This is a genomic window from Streptomyces mayteni, from assembly GCF_054783955.1.
Map to the genome: position 1 here is coordinate 25,369 of NZ_BAAGPR010000006.1, position 15,891 is coordinate 41,259.

At 74.5% G+C, this 15,891-nt stretch carries 16 protein-coding genes and 2 pseudogenes; 9 read left to right on the plus strand and 9 right to left on the minus strand.

Features of this window, described 5'->3' with window-relative positions; translation table 11 throughout:
* Positions 1 to 134: 134 nt before the first annotated feature.
* The 4 genes and pseudogenes from ACYVPE_RS04515 to ACYVPE_RS04530 all read right to left on the minus strand — a co-directional run bounded on the left by ACYVPE_RS04515 (position 135) and on the right by ACYVPE_RS04530 (position 3,109).
* Positions 135 to 929 carry a serine protease gene (locus ACYVPE_RS04515; protein ID WP_461032064.1) on the minus strand — a complete coding sequence of 265 codons (795 nt, stop codon included), beginning with the start codon at positions 927 to 929 and terminating at the stop codon, positions 135 to 137.
* A gap of 274 nt (positions 930 to 1,203) precedes the next feature.
* Positions 1,204 to 1,464 (minus strand): annotated as a pseudogene (locus ACYVPE_RS04520) (helix-turn-helix domain-containing protein); the annotation flags it as partial.
* Positions 1,465 to 2,076: 612 nt separating this feature from the next.
* Positions 2,077 to 2,592: pseudogene (locus ACYVPE_RS04525) on the minus strand (ATP-binding protein); the annotation flags it as partial.
* Between the two features lie 88 nt (positions 2,593 to 2,680).
* Entirely contained in the window at positions 2,681 to 3,109 is a 429-nt protein-coding gene (locus ACYVPE_RS04530) for a nucleoside deaminase (RefSeq protein WP_461032184.1), read from the minus strand.
* A 153-nt stretch (positions 3,110 to 3,262) separates the two neighbouring features.
* Here ACYVPE_RS04530 and ACYVPE_RS04535 point away from each other — a divergent pair, with 153 nt between their 5' ends.
* Both ACYVPE_RS04535 and ACYVPE_RS04540 read left to right on the plus strand, forming a co-directional pair.
* The gene (locus ACYVPE_RS04535; protein ID WP_461032065.1) at positions 3,263 to 3,769 is read left to right on the plus strand and encodes an Lrp/AsnC family transcriptional regulator; all 507 of its coding nucleotides are present in this window, start codon (positions 3,263 to 3,265) and stop codon (positions 3,767 to 3,769) included.
* A gap of 4 nt (positions 3,770 to 3,773) precedes the next feature.
* Entirely contained in the window at positions 3,774 to 4,226 is a 453-nt protein-coding gene (locus tag ACYVPE_RS04540) for a helix-turn-helix domain-containing protein (RefSeq protein WP_461032066.1), read from the plus strand.
* Positions 4,227 to 4,260: 34 nt separating this feature from the next.
* Here the strand turns inward: ACYVPE_RS04540 and ACYVPE_RS04545 are convergent, their stop codons facing one another.
* Positions 4,261 to 4,863 (minus strand): ClpP family protease, encoded by a 603-nt coding sequence (locus ACYVPE_RS04545; protein ID WP_461032067.1) that lies wholly within the window; start codon positions 4,861 to 4,863, stop codon positions 4,261 to 4,263.
* 3 nt (positions 4,864 to 4,866) lie between these two features.
* A complete protein-coding gene (locus tag ACYVPE_RS04550) occupies positions 4,867 to 5,505 on the minus strand; it encodes a ClpP family protease (protein ID WP_461032068.1) in 639 nt (212 codons plus the stop codon).
* A 19-nt stretch (positions 5,506 to 5,524) separates the two neighbouring features.
* Here ACYVPE_RS04550 and ACYVPE_RS04555 point away from each other — a divergent pair, with 19 nt between their 5' ends.
* Entirely contained in the window at positions 5,525 to 6,076 is a 552-nt protein-coding gene (locus tag ACYVPE_RS04555) for an inorganic diphosphatase (protein WP_461032069.1), read from the plus strand.
* A complete protein-coding gene (locus tag ACYVPE_RS04560; RefSeq protein ID WP_461032070.1) occupies positions 6,073 to 7,803 on the plus strand; it encodes a cellulase family glycosylhydrolase in 1,731 nt (576 codons plus the stop codon). The genes ACYVPE_RS04555 and ACYVPE_RS04560 overlap by 4 nt, the downstream gene beginning before the upstream one ends.
* Before the next feature lie 36 nt (positions 7,804 to 7,839).
* Here ACYVPE_RS04560 and ACYVPE_RS04565 read toward each other — a convergent pair whose 3' ends face one another.
* Positions 7,840 to 9,267 (minus strand): protein kinase domain-containing protein, encoded by a 1,428-nt coding sequence (locus tag ACYVPE_RS04565; protein ID WP_461032071.1) that lies wholly within the window; start codon positions 9,265 to 9,267, stop codon positions 7,840 to 7,842.
* 255 nt (positions 9,268 to 9,522) lie between these two features.
* On the opposite strand from ACYVPE_RS04565, the gene ACYVPE_RS04570 reads away from it, so the two are divergent.
* From ACYVPE_RS04570 to ACYVPE_RS04580, 3 genes are read left to right on the plus strand one after another with little or no spacing between them, the layout of a single operon-like run.
* Positions 9,523 to 9,762, plus strand: a complete 240-nt coding sequence (locus tag ACYVPE_RS04570; protein ID WP_461032072.1) for a hypothetical protein — start codon at positions 9,523 to 9,525, stop codon at positions 9,760 to 9,762.
* Positions 9,759 to 10,499, plus strand: a complete 741-nt coding sequence (locus ACYVPE_RS04575) for an ABC transporter ATP-binding protein (RefSeq protein WP_461032073.1) — start codon at positions 9,759 to 9,761, stop codon at positions 10,497 to 10,499. Before ACYVPE_RS04570 ends, ACYVPE_RS04575 begins: the two co-directional genes overlap by 4 nt.
* A 2-nt stretch (positions 10,500 to 10,501) precedes the next feature.
* Positions 10,502 to 13,048, plus strand: a complete 2,547-nt coding sequence (locus ACYVPE_RS04580; protein ID WP_461032074.1) for an FtsX-like permease family protein — start codon at positions 10,502 to 10,504, stop codon at positions 13,046 to 13,048.
* 46 nt (positions 13,049 to 13,094) lie between these two features.
* On the opposite strand, the gene ACYVPE_RS04585 is transcribed toward ACYVPE_RS04580, so the two are convergent.
* Positions 13,095 to 13,631, minus strand: a complete 537-nt coding sequence (locus ACYVPE_RS04585; protein ID WP_461032075.1) for a DinB family protein — start codon at positions 13,629 to 13,631, stop codon at positions 13,095 to 13,097.
* A gap of 121 nt (positions 13,632 to 13,752) precedes the next feature.
* Positions 13,753 to 14,565: a LysR substrate-binding domain-containing protein gene (locus ACYVPE_RS04590; RefSeq protein ID WP_461032076.1), complete on the minus strand. Its 813-nt coding sequence runs from the start codon at positions 14,563 to 14,565 to the stop codon at positions 13,753 to 13,755.
* 59 nt (positions 14,566 to 14,624) lie between these two features.
* Between ACYVPE_RS04590 and ACYVPE_RS04595 the strand changes: the two genes are divergently transcribed.
* Together ACYVPE_RS04595 and ACYVPE_RS04600 are read left to right on the plus strand one after the other, a co-directional pair.
* On the plus strand, positions 14,625 to 15,035 hold the full coding sequence (locus tag ACYVPE_RS04595; RefSeq protein WP_461032077.1) for a DUF5997 family protein: 411 nt from the start codon (positions 14,625 to 14,627) through the stop codon (positions 15,033 to 15,035).
* A 7-nt stretch (positions 15,036 to 15,042) separates the two neighbouring features.
* Positions 15,043 to 15,831 carry a helix-turn-helix domain-containing protein gene (locus tag ACYVPE_RS04600; RefSeq protein WP_461032078.1) on the plus strand — a complete coding sequence of 263 codons (789 nt, stop codon included), beginning with the start codon at positions 15,043 to 15,045 and terminating at the stop codon, positions 15,829 to 15,831.
* Positions 15,832 to 15,891: the final 60 nt, after the last annotated feature.

Sequence of the window (15,891 nt, forward strand, 5' to 3'; positions counted from 1 at the left end):
CGTGACCTGGCGGCCGGGCCCCGGCCGCTACCCGGCGGCGAAACCGCCGGGGCGCGTGTTCCGGCGCCCCGACGGCGTTCGCCGGCGTTCGCTCGCGTTCGCTGTCGTTGGCTCGCGTTCGCGATCGGCTCGGGTCAGGAGTCGAGCTGCGCGGCCAGCTCGTCCGAGTAGCTGGTCAGCCGGGTGTAGACGCCCGGGTAGCCGGCGCGGGCGCAGCCGTTGCCCCAGGAGACCACGCCGGCCAGCCGGCCGTCGAGCACCAGCGGGCCGCCGCTGTCGCCCTGGCAGGTGTCCACCCCGCCCTGCGGGAAGCCGGCGCAGACCATGGCCGACGAGACGTAGTCGGCGTCGTAGGAGTCGGCGCAGTCCGCGTCCGAGACGGTGGGCACCTCGGCGGTGCGCAGCTGGTTGGAGGAGGGGCCGTTCTCCCGGGTGGTGCCCCAGCCGACGATCCGCGCCGAGCTGCCGGGAGCGTAGACGTCGGTGTCCGCGGCGCCGACGTAGGGGAGCGTCTCGTACGGCATCTCCTCGGTCAGGGTGATGACCGCCACGTCGTTGGTGATCGTGTCGCCGTCGTAGTCCGGGTGCACCCAGATGTCGGTGGCGTCGACGGCGGTGCCGTCGACGCCGTTCCGGTAGGTGCGGCCGCCGACCACCTGGACGTCCTCGGCGTTCTCGCCCTCCATGCAGTGCGCCGCCGTGACCACCTTGGTCGGCGTGACGAGGGTGCCGCCGCAGTACTGGTAGCCGGTGGTGTCCGTGACCTGCATCACGTACGGGTAGGCGGCGGCCGTGGTGAGGCTGCCGCCGACGATCGGCTGGGGCGCCGCGCCCGCGGCGGGCGCGGTGAGGACGGCGGCCACGGTGGCCACGGTGGCGGCCGCGGCGACGGCGGCGGTGCCACGGCGGCGGCTGGACAGAAGAGACATGCTTCTCCTCGTGGTGATGGGTGAGTGGGGTCACCTCCGGGCGGCTGACCAGGCATGACGAGTGGGGGTCGTCGGCCGACCGTCCGGTGTGGGGCGGAGGGGAAGAAGAGGAACGAACGGCCGCGTGACGCGCTGAGCGTGACGCGACGGGTGATCGACTCACGCTAGCCGCCCGGGAGTTCCCAGCCCAAGTGGGGAACTCCCCATACTCACGCCCGGTTCGACTGTCGACCAGTGACCCCCACATGGGGAAAACCCGCTGTCGCGCGCCGGCTCAGGCCGGCGCGCCCGCGCCGGAGCCGGCCGCCAGCCGGACCACGTCCACCCGGGAGCGCACGCCGAGCTTGCGGTAGACCCGGGTCAGGGTGGACTCGACGGTCTTGACGCTGACGCACAGCCGGTCGGCGATCTCGCGGTTGGTGCCGCCCTCCGTGACCAGGCCGACCACAAGGCGCTCGATCTCGGCGAGCACCGCGAACGGGCCGCCGGCGCCGGGCGCCGGAGCCGGCCGCGGCTGCGCCGCGGTGGCGGGCGCCGGTGGCCGCCGGCCGGGCGGGGCCTCGCCGCGGAGCGCGGCCAGCAGCAGCGGGTGGGCGAACCGCACCACCCCGTCCGCGGTCAGCGGGCGCACCACCCGCAGCCGTACGGCCTCCGCCACCTCGGCAGCCGCCGCCGACCGCCCGGCGGCGCGCAGCCGTTCCACCGTGGGCGCCCCGACGTCCTGTCCTGCCGGGCCTGCCTGTCCCGCCGGTCCTGCCGGTCCCGCCGGCTCGGCCAGGCTGGCCAGCAGCAGCGTCTCGCGGGCGCCTGGCGACAGCGGCCCGAGCGACCGCCTGGCCACCGCGCGCAGGCGGGCGGGCAGCGGCAGCGGCTCGCCCTGGCCCGGGTCGGCGACGCCGCCGGCCGCCGCCCTGGCCAGGTCGAGGGCGAACCCCGGATTGCCGCCGCTGGTCCGGTGGATCTCGGGCAGCGCCCGGCCCGGCACCCCCACCACCCCGTGCCGGTCGAGCAGCTCCGCGAGCCACCCGAACTCCAGCGGCGGCACCGGAAGTTCCTCGGCCGGCTGCGGCAACGCGCGTAGCAGCGGGGTGGTCTCGCCTCCGGTGAGCTCGGTGCGGACGGTGGCCACCACGCCGATCGGCAGCCGGCGCACCCGGCGGGCGGCGAAGGCCAGCAGCTCGGCGCTCGGCCGGTCGAGCCACTGTAGGTCGTCGATGGCGAGCAACACCGGCCTGCCGGGCCCGGCCAGCGCCCGCAGCAGCGACAACACCGCCAGCCGGAGCGCGAGTTCGCCCTGCCGCAGGTGGACGGCCGCCGGCCCGCCGGTGAGCGCCGCCTCCAGCGCGGCGCGCTGCGCGGCCGGCAGCGCCTGGACCGCGGCGAGGCCGAACTCGTCCAGCTGGTCGTGGAGATCGATCAGCGCCAGGAACGGCAGCGCCGACTCGGCGCGCGCCGGCGAGCAGCGCAGCACCAGCGCGCCGTTCCGCTCCGCGCGGTCGACCAGCGCGTCGAGCACCGTGGATCTGCCGATGCCGACCGGCCCGGTCAGCAGCAGCCCACCGCCGCCGCGCAGCCGGTCACCGGCCCGCGCCAGCAGGCCGGCCCGGCCGACCACGGGGCCGCGAGGTTCACGTGGGGGACGGCCGTCCGCTATGCCAAGCACCGATCAATACTGAGCGAACCACCGGCCGGCGCTCAACACGACCCATCCGACATCACGCGACCTTCACGAGCGGAAGATCGCATGGCGGTCAGCCGTAGTAGCCCGCTACCGGCACCCGGGCCTCGTCGAAGAGCGCCGGGCCCACCAGGGGCACGGCGGGGAAGCCGACACCGGGCGGCTTCAGCCCGGTCAACTGCTCGGTGGCCAGCGCGAACACCACCCGGCCGAGGCCCGACCTGGCGAGGGCGCCGGCGCACATCCCGCAGGGCTCGCAGCTGGTGTACATGGTGGTGCCGGCCGCGGTCTCCGGCGTCAACTCGCGCGCCGCCCAGCGGGCCAGCTTCAGCTCCGGATGGGCCGTGATGTCGTGGTCGGTGACGCTGGAGTTGCGCTCCTCGGCCAGCACCCGGCCGTCCGGGCCGAGCAGCAGCGAGCCGAACGGCGGGTTGCCGCCGGCGCGTGCCTCGGCGGCCAACTCGATCGCCCGGCGGAGCAGCCGCTCGTCGTCCTGGGTCATGTCCACTCCGCTCCGCTCGGTGCCCGGCCCGACGTCGGGTACCGGCACGCCTGTTCGCACCCGTCGAGGCTATCCAGCGGCCAGGCCGCTCCGGAAGGCAGATCCCCCGGCATCCGGCGCCAACTACCGTGGATCTCCCGGTATTGTCGTCGGATGGCCGTGAATCTCGACGCCACCGACTGGGCCATCCTCGCCGAGCTCCAGCGCGACGGCCGGATCCCGCTGACCGAGCTGGGCCGCCGGGTGAGCCTCAGCGCCTCCGCCACCACCGAGCGGGTCAAGCGCCTGGAGGCGCTGGGCGTGGTCACCGGCTACCACGCCACCGTGGACCTGGGGCGGGCCGGCTTCCCGTTGCTGGCCGTGATCCGCCTCAAGTACCCGGGCAGCGGGCACCAGCCCCTGCACCGGCTGCTGGCCGAGCGCCCCGAGATCCTGGAGTGCCTGCGCACCACGGGCGACGACTGCTACCTGCTCAGGGTCGCCGTCGCCTCGATGGCCCACCTGGAGCAGGTCGCGGACGCGCTGGCCCGGTTCGGCAGCGTCACCACCAACCTCGTCTACAGCCAGCCGCTCCCCTTCCGCGGCCCCACCGGACCGGCCGCGTTCGCGGAGGGCGGAGGGCCGGGTGGCTCCCCTCCAGGCGCCGCGTTCCTACCCTGAGGAGATGAGCGACGACGCCCCGGAGCGGGTCACAGAGCGGGTCACAGAGCGGGTCACAGAGCAGGTCACGGAACAGGCCGGGCCGCGGCCGGCCCGGGTCCTCCCGATGACGCCGCGCGCGCCTCGAACCAGGGAGCCGCTGTGGCGGCACCTGATCGGCGAGGTGCTGCGCCACGAGCGGCTGGCCCAGGAGCGCACCCTCAAGGAGGTGTCGGAGGAGGCCAGGATCTCCATGCCGTACCTCTCCGAGCTGGAGCGCGGCCGGAAGGAGGCGTCGTCCGAGGTCCTGGCGGCGGTCGCCCGCGCCCTCGGGCTGAGCCTCGCCCAGCTGCTGGCCCGCGCCCACGGCCGGCTCGCGCCGCCGGCCCCCTCGACCACGTCCGTCACCTCGCTCGCCGCGCGCCGCCGCCCCGGGCCCGTCGCGCCGCACGACGGCCGGCTCAGCCTGGCGGCCTGAGCCTGGCGGCCCGAGCCGGCCGCCGCGGACCCGGCTAGGCCACCGGCGCCCGCCGGGTCAGCACCTGGTCCGCGAGGCCGTAGGCCACCGCCTCCCGCGCCGTGAACACCTTCTCGCGGTCCATGTCGGCCCGCAGCGTGGCGACGTCGTGCGGGGTGTGCCTGGCCAGCACCTCCTCGACCTGGGCCCGGATCCTGACCATCTCCTTGGCCTCCAGGCTGAGATCGGAGACCGTGCCCTGCCGCCCCCGGCTGGCCGGCTGGCCGAGCAGCACCCTGGCGTGCTCCAACACCACCCGGCGCCCCGGGTCGCCGCCGGCCAGCAGCACGGCGGCCGTCGAGGCGGCCTGGCCGACGCAGATGGTGGAGATCGGCGCGCTGACGTAGGTCATCGTGTCGTAGATGGCCATCAGCGAGGTGTAGGAGCCGCCCGGGGAGTTGAGGTAGATCGAGATCTCGCGGTCCGGGCTCGCCGACTCCAGGTGGATCAGCTGCGCGATGACGACGTTGGCGACGCCGTCGTCGATCTCGGTGCCGAGGAAGATGACCCGCTCGGAGAGCAGCCGGCTGTAGATGTCGTACGCCCGCTCGCCGTTCGGGGTGCGCTCCACCACGGTGGGGATCGTGTACTGGCCCATGGTCTAGAACCCCGTCCTTCGCTGGGTGCCGGCCGGTCGGACGTCGTCGAGCGAGGCCAGCACGTGGTCGACCAGCCCGTACTCCCTGGCCTCCTCGGCCGTGAACCAGCGGTCGCGGTCGCCGTCCCGGGAGATGGCCTCCGGCGACTGGCCGCTGTGCTCGGCGGTGATCCGCTCGATGGTCCGCTTGGTGTGCTCCAGGTTCTCGGCCTGGATCTCGATGTCCGCCGTGGTCCCGCCGACGCCGGCGGACGGCTGGTGCATCATGACGCGGGCGTTGGGCAGCGCGTAGCGCTTGCCCGCCGAGCCCACGGTGAGCAGGAACTGGCCCATGCTGCCGGCGAACCCCATGGCGAGGGTGGCGACGTCGTTGGGGATCAGCCGCATGGTGTCGTAGATGGCGAGCCCGGCGTGTACCGAGCCGCCCGGGCTGTTGATGTAGAGGCTGATGTCGGCCCTGGCGTTCTCGGCCGAGAGCAGCAGCAGTTGGGCGCAGATCCGGTTCGCCGAGACCTCGTCGACCTGGGTCCCGAGGAACACGATCCGCTGGGAGAGCAGCCGGGCCGCCAGATGGTCGTCGAACCGGCTGGGCGGCGTGTCGCCGTCCGCCGCGCGGACGGGCATGGGCACGGGTGGTGTCATCGGTCCTCCCTCTCGGAGGTTGTCGGGTTCCCTCCACCCTGGGGCGCCGGGCCCCCGCGCGGCAGGGATCTCGGCTGGCGGCAGATCTCCTGTCGGCAGAACCGCCGGAGCCGCCGTCACCACCACGGCCTTCGCGGACACCTCCGCCGCCGCACGTGAGGGTTCGGCCGCCTCGGCCTCCGCCGACCAGCAGTGCTTCGAGCCCACCCACCCCTTCGGCTTCCCGCAGCCGGAGGACACCTCGACGTTCTTCGCGATGATCGAGATCCCGCAGGACAGCATCACCAAGTACGAGGTCGACGTGGAGACCGGCCAGCTCATCGTCGACCGCTTCCAGTCGATGCCGGTGGCCTACCCGGGCAACTACGGCTCGATCCCGCGGTCCCAGGGCGGCGACGGCGACCCGCTCGACGTGCTGGTGCTCACGCGCGAGCCACTGCACCCCGGCGTCCAGATCGAGGTCAGGCCGCCGCCGTCCGACCGCTTACGCGAACGACGTTCGATGGTTAGCGTCCCCCGGGTGCCGCCCACCACCAGGAACGGAACCCGTCGATACGGAGGACGACCGTGAGAAGCCGTTCGCAAGGGGTCTTAGCGGCCCTGACCACTCTGTTGATCACCCTGGCGCTGGCGGTCACCTCGACCGCCGCCCGCGCCGACACCGACGCCGGCACCGGGGCAGAACCCGGTGCCGGCGTCGGCGTGACCTCGGCCCAGTCCACGGTCGCGGCCATGCAGCCCGGCTGGAACCTGGGCAACACCCTCGACTCCACCGGCTCGGACGAGACCTCCTGGGGCAACCCGCGGGTCACCAGGGAGCTGCTGCGCTCGATCCGGGCGCAGGGCTTCAACAGCGTCCGGATCCCGGTGACCTGGAGCCAGCACCAGGGCGCCGCGCCCTCCTACACCATCGAGGCGGCGTACCTGGCCCGGGTGAAGGAGGTCGTGGACTGGGCGGTGGCCGAGGGGCTCTACGTCCTGGTCAACGTCCACCACGACTCGTGGCAGTGGGTGATGAACCTGCCCACCCAGCACGACGCGGTGCTCGCCCGCTACAGTGCCACCTGGACGCAGATCGCGAACACCTTCCGCGGCTCGTCCGACCGGGTCCTCTTCGAGAGCATCAACGAGCCGTACTTCGAGGGCAGTTCGGGAGACGCGCAGAACGCCCAGCTGCTGCACGAGCTGAACAGCACCTTCCACGGAATCGTCCGGCGGTCCGGCGGCGGCAACGCCACCCGCGTCCTCGTGCTGCCCACCCTGCGCACCAACGCGGACCAGGCCAGGCTCGACGAGCTGACCAGCACCTTCACCGCCCTGAACGACCCCAACCTGGTCGCGACGGTGCACTTCTACGGCTTCTGGCCGTTCAGCGTGAACGTCGCCGGCTACACCCGCTTCGACGCGGAGACCCAACGCGACCTGACCGACACCTTCGACCGGGTGTACAACACGTTCACCGCCCGCGGCATCCCGGTGATCCTCGGCGAGTACGGGCTGCTCGGCTTCGACCGCCACACCGGCGTCATCGAGCAGGGCGAGAAACTGAAGTTCTTCGAGTTCCTCGGCAACTACGCGCGCTCCCGCCAGCTCACCACGATGCTGTGGGACAACGGCCAGCACTTCAACCGCACCACGCTCCAGTGGAACGACCCGGCCCTGTTCCGGCAGATCAGGTCGAGCTGGACGACCGCCTCGTCCACCGCGGCGACCGACCAGGTCTTCGTGCGCCGCGGCCAGAACCCGGCCGCCGCGACGATCGCCCTCAACCTCAACGGCAACAGCCTGAGTTCGGTCTTCCACGGCTCGACGCAGCTGGTGCGGGGCACCGACTACACGGTCAGCGGCGACCGGCTCACCCTCGCCGGCCCCACCCTGGCCCGGCTCACCGCCTCCCAGCGGTACGGCGTCAACGCCGTGCTCTCCGCCCGCTTCTCGCGCGGCGTGCCGTGGGAGCTGAACGTGATCGTCGCCGACCCGCCGACGCTGCGGGCCGCCACCGGCACCACCAACGGGCTGACCGTGCCGACCGCCTTCAACGGCGACCAACTCGCCACCATGGAGGCCGTCTACCCGGACGGTTCCTTCGCCGGGCCGCACAACTGGACCTCGTACAAGGAGTTCGGCGCGGCCTTCTCGCCGAACTACGCGAGCGGCGACATCACCCTGCCGAGCGCGTTCTTCGCCGAGGTCCGCGACAACTCCACGGTCACCCTGACCTTCCACTTCTGGAGCGGCACCACCGTCCGCTACACCCTCACCAGGACCGGCTCCACGGTCACCGGCGCGCCGGCGTAACGACCGGGGAGACGACCCGCGTAACGACCCGCGTCGCTATGACCGCTCGGCCGGCTGGGTGGCGGCGGCGTGCAGGTCGATCATGGTCCGCACCGGCGGCGGCAGCCAGGCGTCGACGGTGGCGGCCCACGGGTTGGCCAGCCGCTCCATGATCTCCGGCACGGTCGGCCGGGCGGCGGGATCGGGTGCCAGGCAGCCCTGGACGAGATCCCGCAGCCCGGCCGGCAGCATGCCGAGGGCCGCCTCGACCGGCTGCCCGTCGAGCAGCGCCGCGAGGCCGCCGGCGTGGCACAGCACCATGCCGTAGGCGTACACGTCGGTGGCCGGCGTGACCGCGCCGCCGGTCAGCTGCTCGGGGGCCAGGAACCCCGGCGTGCCGACGACGTGCCCGGTGCGGGTCAGCGCGGTGGCGTCGGCGGTGCGGGCGATGCCGAAGTCGATGACCCGGGGGCCGCCCTCGGAGACGATGATGTTGCTCGGCTTGAGGTCGCGGTGGATGATCCCGCAGCCGTGGATGCCGTGCAGCGCCTCCGCGACGCCGCCCGCGATCATGTACAGGGTGGGCGCGGGCAGCGCGCCCTGCCGGCTGATCACGAACTGGAGCGAGGGTCCTGGGATGTACTCGGTGGCCAGCCACGGCGGGTCGCCAGCCGGGTCCGCGTCCACCACGGCCGCGGTGCGCACGCCGCCCACCCGCCTGGCCGTGTCGATCTCCCGGGCGAACCGCCGCCGGAACGCCTCGTCGGCCACGAACCGGCCCTGGATCACCTTGATCGCCGCCAGCCGCCGGTCCTCCGAGCGCCCGAGGAACACCGTCCCCATGCCGCCCTCGCCGAGCCGCGCGACCAGTTCGTAGCTGCCGACCCGGCGCGGGTCGCCGTGCTCCAGCGGCCACTGCCCGGTCTCCACGGGGGCCGGCGCCTGGGCGGGCCCGGCCGCGCGCCCGGCCGTCGGACCGACGTCGTCCGGGTCGACGAGGATCCGGTCGATCCGCACGCCCCAGCCCGCCGCCGTCGCGCTCAACGCCTCGTGCAGCGTGGTGCCGATCTCGGTGCGCGACCCCAACGCCTGCTCACGGTCCAGCGAACCGATGTGCGCCCGCACCGAGTTGTGGACCTGCCGCTCCAACGCCTGCTCGTGGTCGGCGACGTCGTACACCGCCTGGTGCGGGTCGAAGACCTGGACGTAGAGCGTGATGTCGATGCTCAGCTGGCCCCCGTCCCTGGTGGCCACCGGCGCCGAGGTCGTCCGCACCACCCGCAGCCGGGTCTCGACGCGGTGCGCGACCTTCTCGGCCCAGGGGATGACCAGGTTCCAGCCCGGCTTCAGCGTGCGGTGGTAGCGGCCGAACCGCTCGACGAGGAACACCTGCCCGGTGGGGACCGACTTGGCCGCCATGACCCCCAGCACGATGAGCAGCGGCAGACCGACGATGTTGGCGATCACCGTGAGAACTAGATCCAAGGCCACTCCTCGGCCGGGGGGCTGTGCACGACAAGACGCTGTGCCCGACATGACGACGTGGCCAAGACTACGGTTCGCCCCGACCCCACCCGTCACCCCAACAGCCTTTCGTGTCAGAGCAGTTGCTTGTCAATTCCGGCGGGACGAGAGGTACGGCTGGCTGTAGTACGAACTGGGGAGCTGAGGGGCTCGGCGGCGCCGACCGCGCTCACTAGCGTCGATCACGACAGCCCACCGCCCCATCGGGAGCCCGAGATGACGACCGACCCCTACCGCCTCACCACCGACGCCGCGCCCGCCGCGCCCGCCGCGCCGGCCGACGACCGCTCCGGGGTGCTGCCGGCGCTGCTCTGGCTGGCGCTGGTGGTCAGCGCGGCCGGCAACACGGTCGGCTCGCTGGTCGGCGCCCCGATGCTCGTCAACCTCGCCACCGGGGCGGTCACCGTGCTCAGCGGCGCGGCCCTCGTCGTCCGCCGCGTGCGGTCGCGCCGGTGAGCGCCGTCGTCACCGACACGGTGGCCGCCATCGCGCTGACCCACGTCGGGAAGACCTATCAGGGCGGGGTGCGGGCGCTGGACGACGTGTCGCTCACCGTGGAACGCGGCACCTTCCTCGCCGTGATGGGCCCCTCCGGCTCCGGCAAGAGCACGCTGATGCACTGCGCCGCCGGGCTCGACGTCCCCAGCGAGGGCTCCATCGCCATCGACGGGCACGAGATCGGGAGGCTCGACGAGACCCGGCGGACCGAACTGCGCAGGGAGCGCGTCGGGTTCGTCTTCCAGTCCTACAACCTGGTGCCGTCGCTCAGCGTCGCGGACAACATCACGCTGCCGCTGCGGCTGGCCGGCCGGGCCCCCGACCGCGACTGGGTGAACACGCTGGTCGAGCGGGTCGGCCTCGCCGGCCGGCTGGCGCACCGCCCGGCCGAGCTCTCCGGCGGGCAGCAGCAACGCGCCGCCATCGTCCGGGCGTTGGTGGCCAGGCCGGCCGTCGTCTTCGCCGACGAGCCGACCGGCGCCCTCGACCTGCGCACCGCACACGAGGTGCTCGACCTGCTGCGCGACCTCGTCGACGAGCTTGGCCAGACCGTCGTGATGGTCACCCACGACCCGGGCGCCGCCGCCCGGGCACACCGGGTCCTGGTGATGGCCGACGGCCGGGTGGTGGACACCCTCGACCGGCCCACCCCGGCCGAACTCGCCGACCGCCTCGTCACGCTGGGAGGGAAGTAGCCGTGCTGCGTCTCGCGGTGGACATGGCCAGGCGCCGGCTCAGCGCGCTGCTCGCGGTGGCCTGCGCGGTGCTCGGCGGCGCCGCGCTGATCACCGGCACCGGGGTGCTGGCCGAGTCCGGGCTCCGCTCCCACCTGCCCGCCGGCCGGCTCGGCGGCGTCGACGTCGTGGTCGCCGCCGACCAGACGTTCGCCCTCCCGGGCGGCGGCCCGCCGCTGGCGCTGCCCGAGCGCGGCCGGGTGCCGGCCGAACTCGTCGGCCGCCTCGCCGACCTGCCAGGCGTCACCGCGGCCGTCGGCGACCTCGGCTTCCCCGCCGCCGTCCTCGACGACCAGGGCCGACCGGTGGCGACCGCCGACCCGCGCACCGCGGGCCACGGCTGGGCGTCCACCGGCCTGATCGACGACCCGGCCGTCGAGGGTGCGCCGCCGGCCGGCGCGGGCGAGGTCGCGCTCGACGCCTCCCTCGCCGCCGCCGCGGGCGTCGGCCCTGGCGACACCGTCCGGCTGGTGGCCGCCGGCCGCACCGCGGAACACCGCGTGAGCGCCGTGGTCGACGCGCCGGGCGCCGGCATCCTCTTCGCCGACCGGACCGCCGCCGAACTGGCCGACCGCGCCGGCACCCTCGACCTGATCGGCCTGCGCACCGAGCCGGGCCGGGCCGGCGCGGTCGCCGACGCCGTCCGCGCCGAACTCGCCACCGCCACCGCCACCGCCACCGACGGGGCCGGGGCCGGGGCCGGTGACCTCACCGTGGCCACCGGCGCGGACCGCGGCGACCTCGCCGCGCCCGACACGGCCGCCGCCCGCCCACTGCTCGTGGTGCTCGCCGGCTCGCTCGGCGGCGTCATCCTGCTGGTCACCGGCTTCGCCATGGCCGGGGCGCTGACCGTCTCCGTCGCCGGCCAGCGCCGCGACCTCGCCCTGATGCGGGCCGTCGGGGCGACCCCCAAACAGATCCGCCACCTCGCCGCCACCCAGGCCGGCGTGATCGCCGCCGCGGCCGCCGTGCCGGGGATCGCCCTCGGCTACCCGCTGGCCGAGCGGTTCCGCGCCGAGCTCGCCGACCGCGGCATGCTCCCCGACGCCCTGCCGCTCACCCTCAGCCCGCTCCCCGCGCTGTGCACGCTCCTCCTGGTGGGCCTCGTCGTCCAGGTGTCGGCCAGGGGCGCGTCCTGGCGCGCCTCCAGGATGCCGGCCACCGAGGCGGTCGCCGAGTCGCGCGTCGAACCCCGCACCCCGTCGCGCGTCCGCACCGGCGCGGGACTGCTGGTGATCGCCGCCGCCACCACCCTGTCCGTGGGGCCGCTGTTCGCCAGGGACGTGCTCGGCGCGGCCGCCACCTCGATGGCCGGCGTCATCGGCGCGATCGGCCTGGCCATGGCCGGGCCAGCCCTGGTCGGGCGCGCCAGCGAGACCCTCGCCAGGCGGCTGCCGCCCCGCGTCTCGGCCCCCACCTGGCTGGCCGCGGCCAACGTCCGCGGCTACGCCCTGCGGCTGGCCGGCGTCGTCAGCACCCTCGCGATGGCCGTCGCCTTCGTCCTCACCTACGCCCTCGCCCAGACCACCGTGCTGGCCGCCACCGACCGCGACGCCGACGCCGGCACCCTGGCCCAACACCGGGTCGGCGCGCCGGCGCTCGGCGGGCTCCCGCCCGACGTGCTCTCCGCCGTCCAGGCCACCCCCGGGGTCCTGGCCGCGGCCCCGGTCGACACCACCACCGTGCTCTGGCCCTACCGGCTGTTCGGCGAGACCGAGGTCGACTCCCAGTCGGCGCTGGTCCTCACCCCGGACGCGCCGGCCGTCCTCGACCTCGACGTGCGCTCGGGCGACCTGGCCGACCTCACCGGCGACACCGTCGCCGTCAGCGAGGACGTCGCCCGCACCCGAGGCGCCGGGATCGGCGACCGGATCGACCTGATCCTCGGCGACGGCACGCCCGTCGACCCCGTCGTCGTCGCCCGCTACGGCCGTGGCCTCGGCTTCGGCCCGGTGGTGATCTCCCGCGACCTGGCCGCGGGACACACCACCACGGACCTCGCCCAGAGCCTGCTCGTCCGCACCGAGGACGACCGCGCGCTCGCCGAACTCGTCGGCGCCCGCGCCGGCCTGAGCCTCGAACCCACCGCCCTCGACGCCGGCGCCGAGGCCCCGCCGGAGGTCTGGCTCAACCTGGCCGTGGTCCTGGTCCTCCTCGGCTACCTGCTGCTCAGCATCGCCAACAAGCTCACCGCCACCACCGCCCAGCGGCGCGAGGAGATCGCCGCGCTCCGCCTGATCGGCACCACCCCACGGCAGATCCTCGCCATGATGCGCCGCGAGGCCGCCCTGATCACCGTGGCCGCCCTCGCGACCGGGCTGGCGCTCTCCGCCGTCCCGCTCGCCCTCCTCGGCGTGGGCTTCCTCGACCACCCCTGGCCGGCCGGGCCCTGGTGGCTGCTGCCGGCGACCGTCCTCACGGTCGCGGCGATCGCCTTCCTCACCACCGAACTCCCCACCCGCCAGGCCCTCCGCGTCCCGCCGGCCGAGGCCCTGGCCAGCCGGGACTAGCCGGTACCGGCCGGGGCCTCGGCGGGCGGCGACCCTGGCGGCGCGGTCATTCGGCCATGGTCTTCGCGCCGTCCAGGGACTCGCGGATGATGTCGGCGTGGCCGGCGTGCTGGGAGGTCTCGGCGATGATGTGCAGCAGCACGCGCCGGGCCGACCAGCGGGCGTCCGGGGCGAACCAGGGGGCCTTCGGCAGCGGGTGGCTGACGTCCAGGTCGGGGAGGGAGCCGACCAGTTCGTCGGTGCGGCGGGCCGTCTCCTCGTAGTCGGCGAGCACGCCGGCCAGGGTCTCGCCGGGCAGCAGCTGGAACTCCTCGGCCAGCCGGGCCCAGTCGGTCTCGGTCAACGTCGCGAAGTCGGGCATGGCCGAGGGGCCCTCCACGATGAACGACGCCCAGGCCCGCTCGGTCGCGGAGACGTGCTTGATCAGGCCGCCCAGGTACAGCGCGCTGACGGTGGTGCGCCGCGTCGCCTGCTCGTCGGTGAGGCCGCGGACCGTGTGGCGCAGGAAGTACCGGTGCTTGGCCAGCGACTCCAGCAGGTCGGCGCGCTCACCGACGGGGGTGGTGGGGTCCTGAACGGTCATGAAGTGTCTCCGCCTCACGTGTCGCCGGTCGCCGGGTTGGTCGGTCGGCCTGTCGACGACGACACTAGGCGCCATTCCGGTCAGGATCGGTCCGGAATGGCGGGCGAGGTGCGCGACCGGTTCAGCGGCGACCCCGGCCGCCGCCCCTGGCGCCCTTGCCCGAGCCGCGCCGAGGGCCCCTGCCCTGCGGCTGCCCCTTCGCCTTCGCCCGCACCTGGGCCGCGGCCTTCGCCGCCGCCTTGGCCTTCGCGGTCGGCTTCGCCTTCGGCGCGGCCGGCTCGCCCCGCGAGCTGTTGGCCGTCCGGCCCCTGACGATCCCGATGAACCGCTCCATCAGCTCGGTGGTCCCGTCCTCCCGCCACGCCAGACCGACGCGCGACTCGGGCGCCCCGGTGACGGGCCGGTAGGTGAGGTCCTTGCGGTGGTGGAGCCTGGCCAGCGACTGCGGGACGACGAGCACGCCGACGCCCGCCGCGACCAGCTCGATCGCGTCCGCCGTGCTGGCGGGCCGCTCGTTCGCCGGCCGCCCCGGCGGCCGCTCCCAGTCGAGGGTGTCGTCGAGCGGCCAGAGCACCAGCTCGTCCGCGAGGTCGTCCGTCGTCACCTCGTCGACCGCCGCCACCACGTGGTCCTTCGGGACCACGACCACCGTCGTCTCGGTGTAGAGCGGGATCACGCTCAGGTCGGTGCGGTCGACCGGCAGCCGCAGGAACACGGCGTCGGCCTCGCCGCCCCGCACCGCCCCGGCCGCCTCGGCGGCCGGCACCCCGGCCAGGCGCAGCGGGACGTCCGGCTGCCGCTCGCCCCAGATCCGCGCCCACTTGCCCGGCGTCACGCCCGGCACAAAGCCGAGCCGGAACGAGGTGGCCCCTTCCGGGACCTGGCCCGCCGCCGAGTCCGCTTCCTGGGCCGCTGCCGAGTCCGAGTCCGTCACGTCGCCAGGCTATCCGGTCGTGGTCGGCGGGCCGGCGGGCGCTCGTTACCCTTGGCGGCATGAGCTCGAACCGGACCGCCCAGACGATGAAGCCCGCCACCGCGGCGAAGAAGCTGGGTGTGTACCTCCCGGCGACCCCCACCGAGTTCCAGGAGGGCGTCGTCTCGCGCACCGAGCTGAACGCCCTGCAGGCCGACCCGCCCCAGTGGCTCAGCGACCTGCGCCGCGACGGCCCGCACCCGCGCCCGGTGGTCGCGGCCAGGCTCGGCGTCTCCATCGCGGGCCTGGCGCGCGGCGGGGTCACGGACGCCCTGACCACCGAGCAGATCGACGCGCTGCGCGGCGCCCCGCCCGAGTGGCTCGAGCGGGAGCGCGAGACGCAGGCCGGGGTGCGGAAGGAGGCGGCCCGGGTCCGGGAGCAGCAGGCGGCGCGGGCCGAGGAGCCGCCGCGCGAGCCGCGGCGCCCCTGACCCCACCGTGGGCACCTCGCGCGACGACCGGGAGACCCGCACGCTGCCGGCCCTCCCGCCCGCCGTGGTCGAGGTCCCGTTCGGCATCACCTGCTACGACGAGGTCGTCGCCCACGACACCACCTGGAACGCCCACTCCCACCCCTGGCACGAGCTGCTGTGGAACCAGCGCGGCGCGTCGACCGCCGTGGTGGAGACCCGGGTGTGGACCATCACCCCGACCGTGGGCCTGTGGATGCCCGCCGGCGTGCTGCACTCCGGCTCGGCGGCGGCCGGCACCTGGTTCCGGGCCAGCTTCTTCGGCCTCGGCGGCGCCGGCACCATCTCCGAGACGCCCGTCGCCGTCGAGATCACCCCGCTGCTCAGGCTGCTGTTGGAGCGGCTCGGCGAGCCCGCGCTCTCCGCGGCGTCCCGTTCGGTGACCGAGGCCATGGTGCTCGACGTGCTCGCGCCCTCGCCGCGCGAGCTGCTGTACGACGTGCCGGTCTCCGCGCTGCTGCGGCCGATCGCCGAGGCCGTCCGCCGGGACCCGCGCGACCAGCGGACGTTGGCCAACTGGTCGGCCGAGCTGGGGGTGAGCCCGCGCACCATCACCCGGGCCTTCAACGCCGAGACCGGCACCAGCTTCGCCCGCTGGGTTGCCGCGGTGCGCGCCCAGCGCGCCGTCGAACTGCTGACCCGCGGCTGGGAGGTCGAGGCCGTCGCCGAGACGGTCGGCTACCGGTCGGCGAGCGCGTTCGGCGCCGCCTTCCGGCGCACCACCGGGCTCACCCCGGGGGCGTTCCGGGCCCGTTAGCGCCCGGTTCGCTGTCCCGATCGCTACAGCGGGTGTCCCGAAAGGGCGATTGCGACACTT

What these genes read in the sequence shown, in the direction of transcription:
- ACYVPE_RS04515 (WP_461032064.1), bottom strand. Translation starts at nt 929, where the DNA reads ATGTCTCTTCTGTCCAGCCGCCGCCGTGGCACCGCCGCCGTCGCCGCG.
- ACYVPE_RS04530 (WP_461032184.1), bottom strand. Translation starts at nt 3,109, where the DNA reads ATGACCCAGGACGACGAGCGGCTGCTCCGCCGGGCGATCGAGTTGGCC.
- ACYVPE_RS04535 (WP_461032065.1), top strand. Translation starts at nt 3,263, where the DNA reads ATGGCCGTGAATCTCGACGCCACCGACTGGGCCATCCTCGCCGAGCTC.
- ACYVPE_RS04540 (WP_461032066.1), top strand. Translation starts at nt 3,774, where the DNA reads ATGAGCGACGACGCCCCGGAGCGGGTCACAGAGCGGGTCACAGAGCGG.
- ACYVPE_RS04545 (WP_461032067.1), bottom strand. Translation starts at nt 4,863, where the DNA reads ATGGGCCAGTACACGATCCCCACCGTGGTGGAGCGCACCCCGAACGGC.
- ACYVPE_RS04550 (WP_461032068.1), bottom strand. Translation starts at nt 5,505, where the DNA reads ATGACACCACCCGTGCCCATGCCCGTCCGCGCGGCGGACGGCGACACG.
- ACYVPE_RS04570 (WP_461032072.1), top strand. Translation starts at nt 9,523, where the DNA reads ATGACGACCGACCCCTACCGCCTCACCACCGACGCCGCGCCCGCCGCG.
- ACYVPE_RS04585 (WP_461032075.1), bottom strand. Translation starts at nt 13,631, where the DNA reads ATGACCGTTCAGGACCCCACCACCCCCGTCGGTGAGCGCGCCGACCTG.
- ACYVPE_RS04595 (WP_461032077.1), top strand. Translation starts at nt 14,625, where the DNA reads ATGAGCTCGAACCGGACCGCCCAGACGATGAAGCCCGCCACCGCGGCG.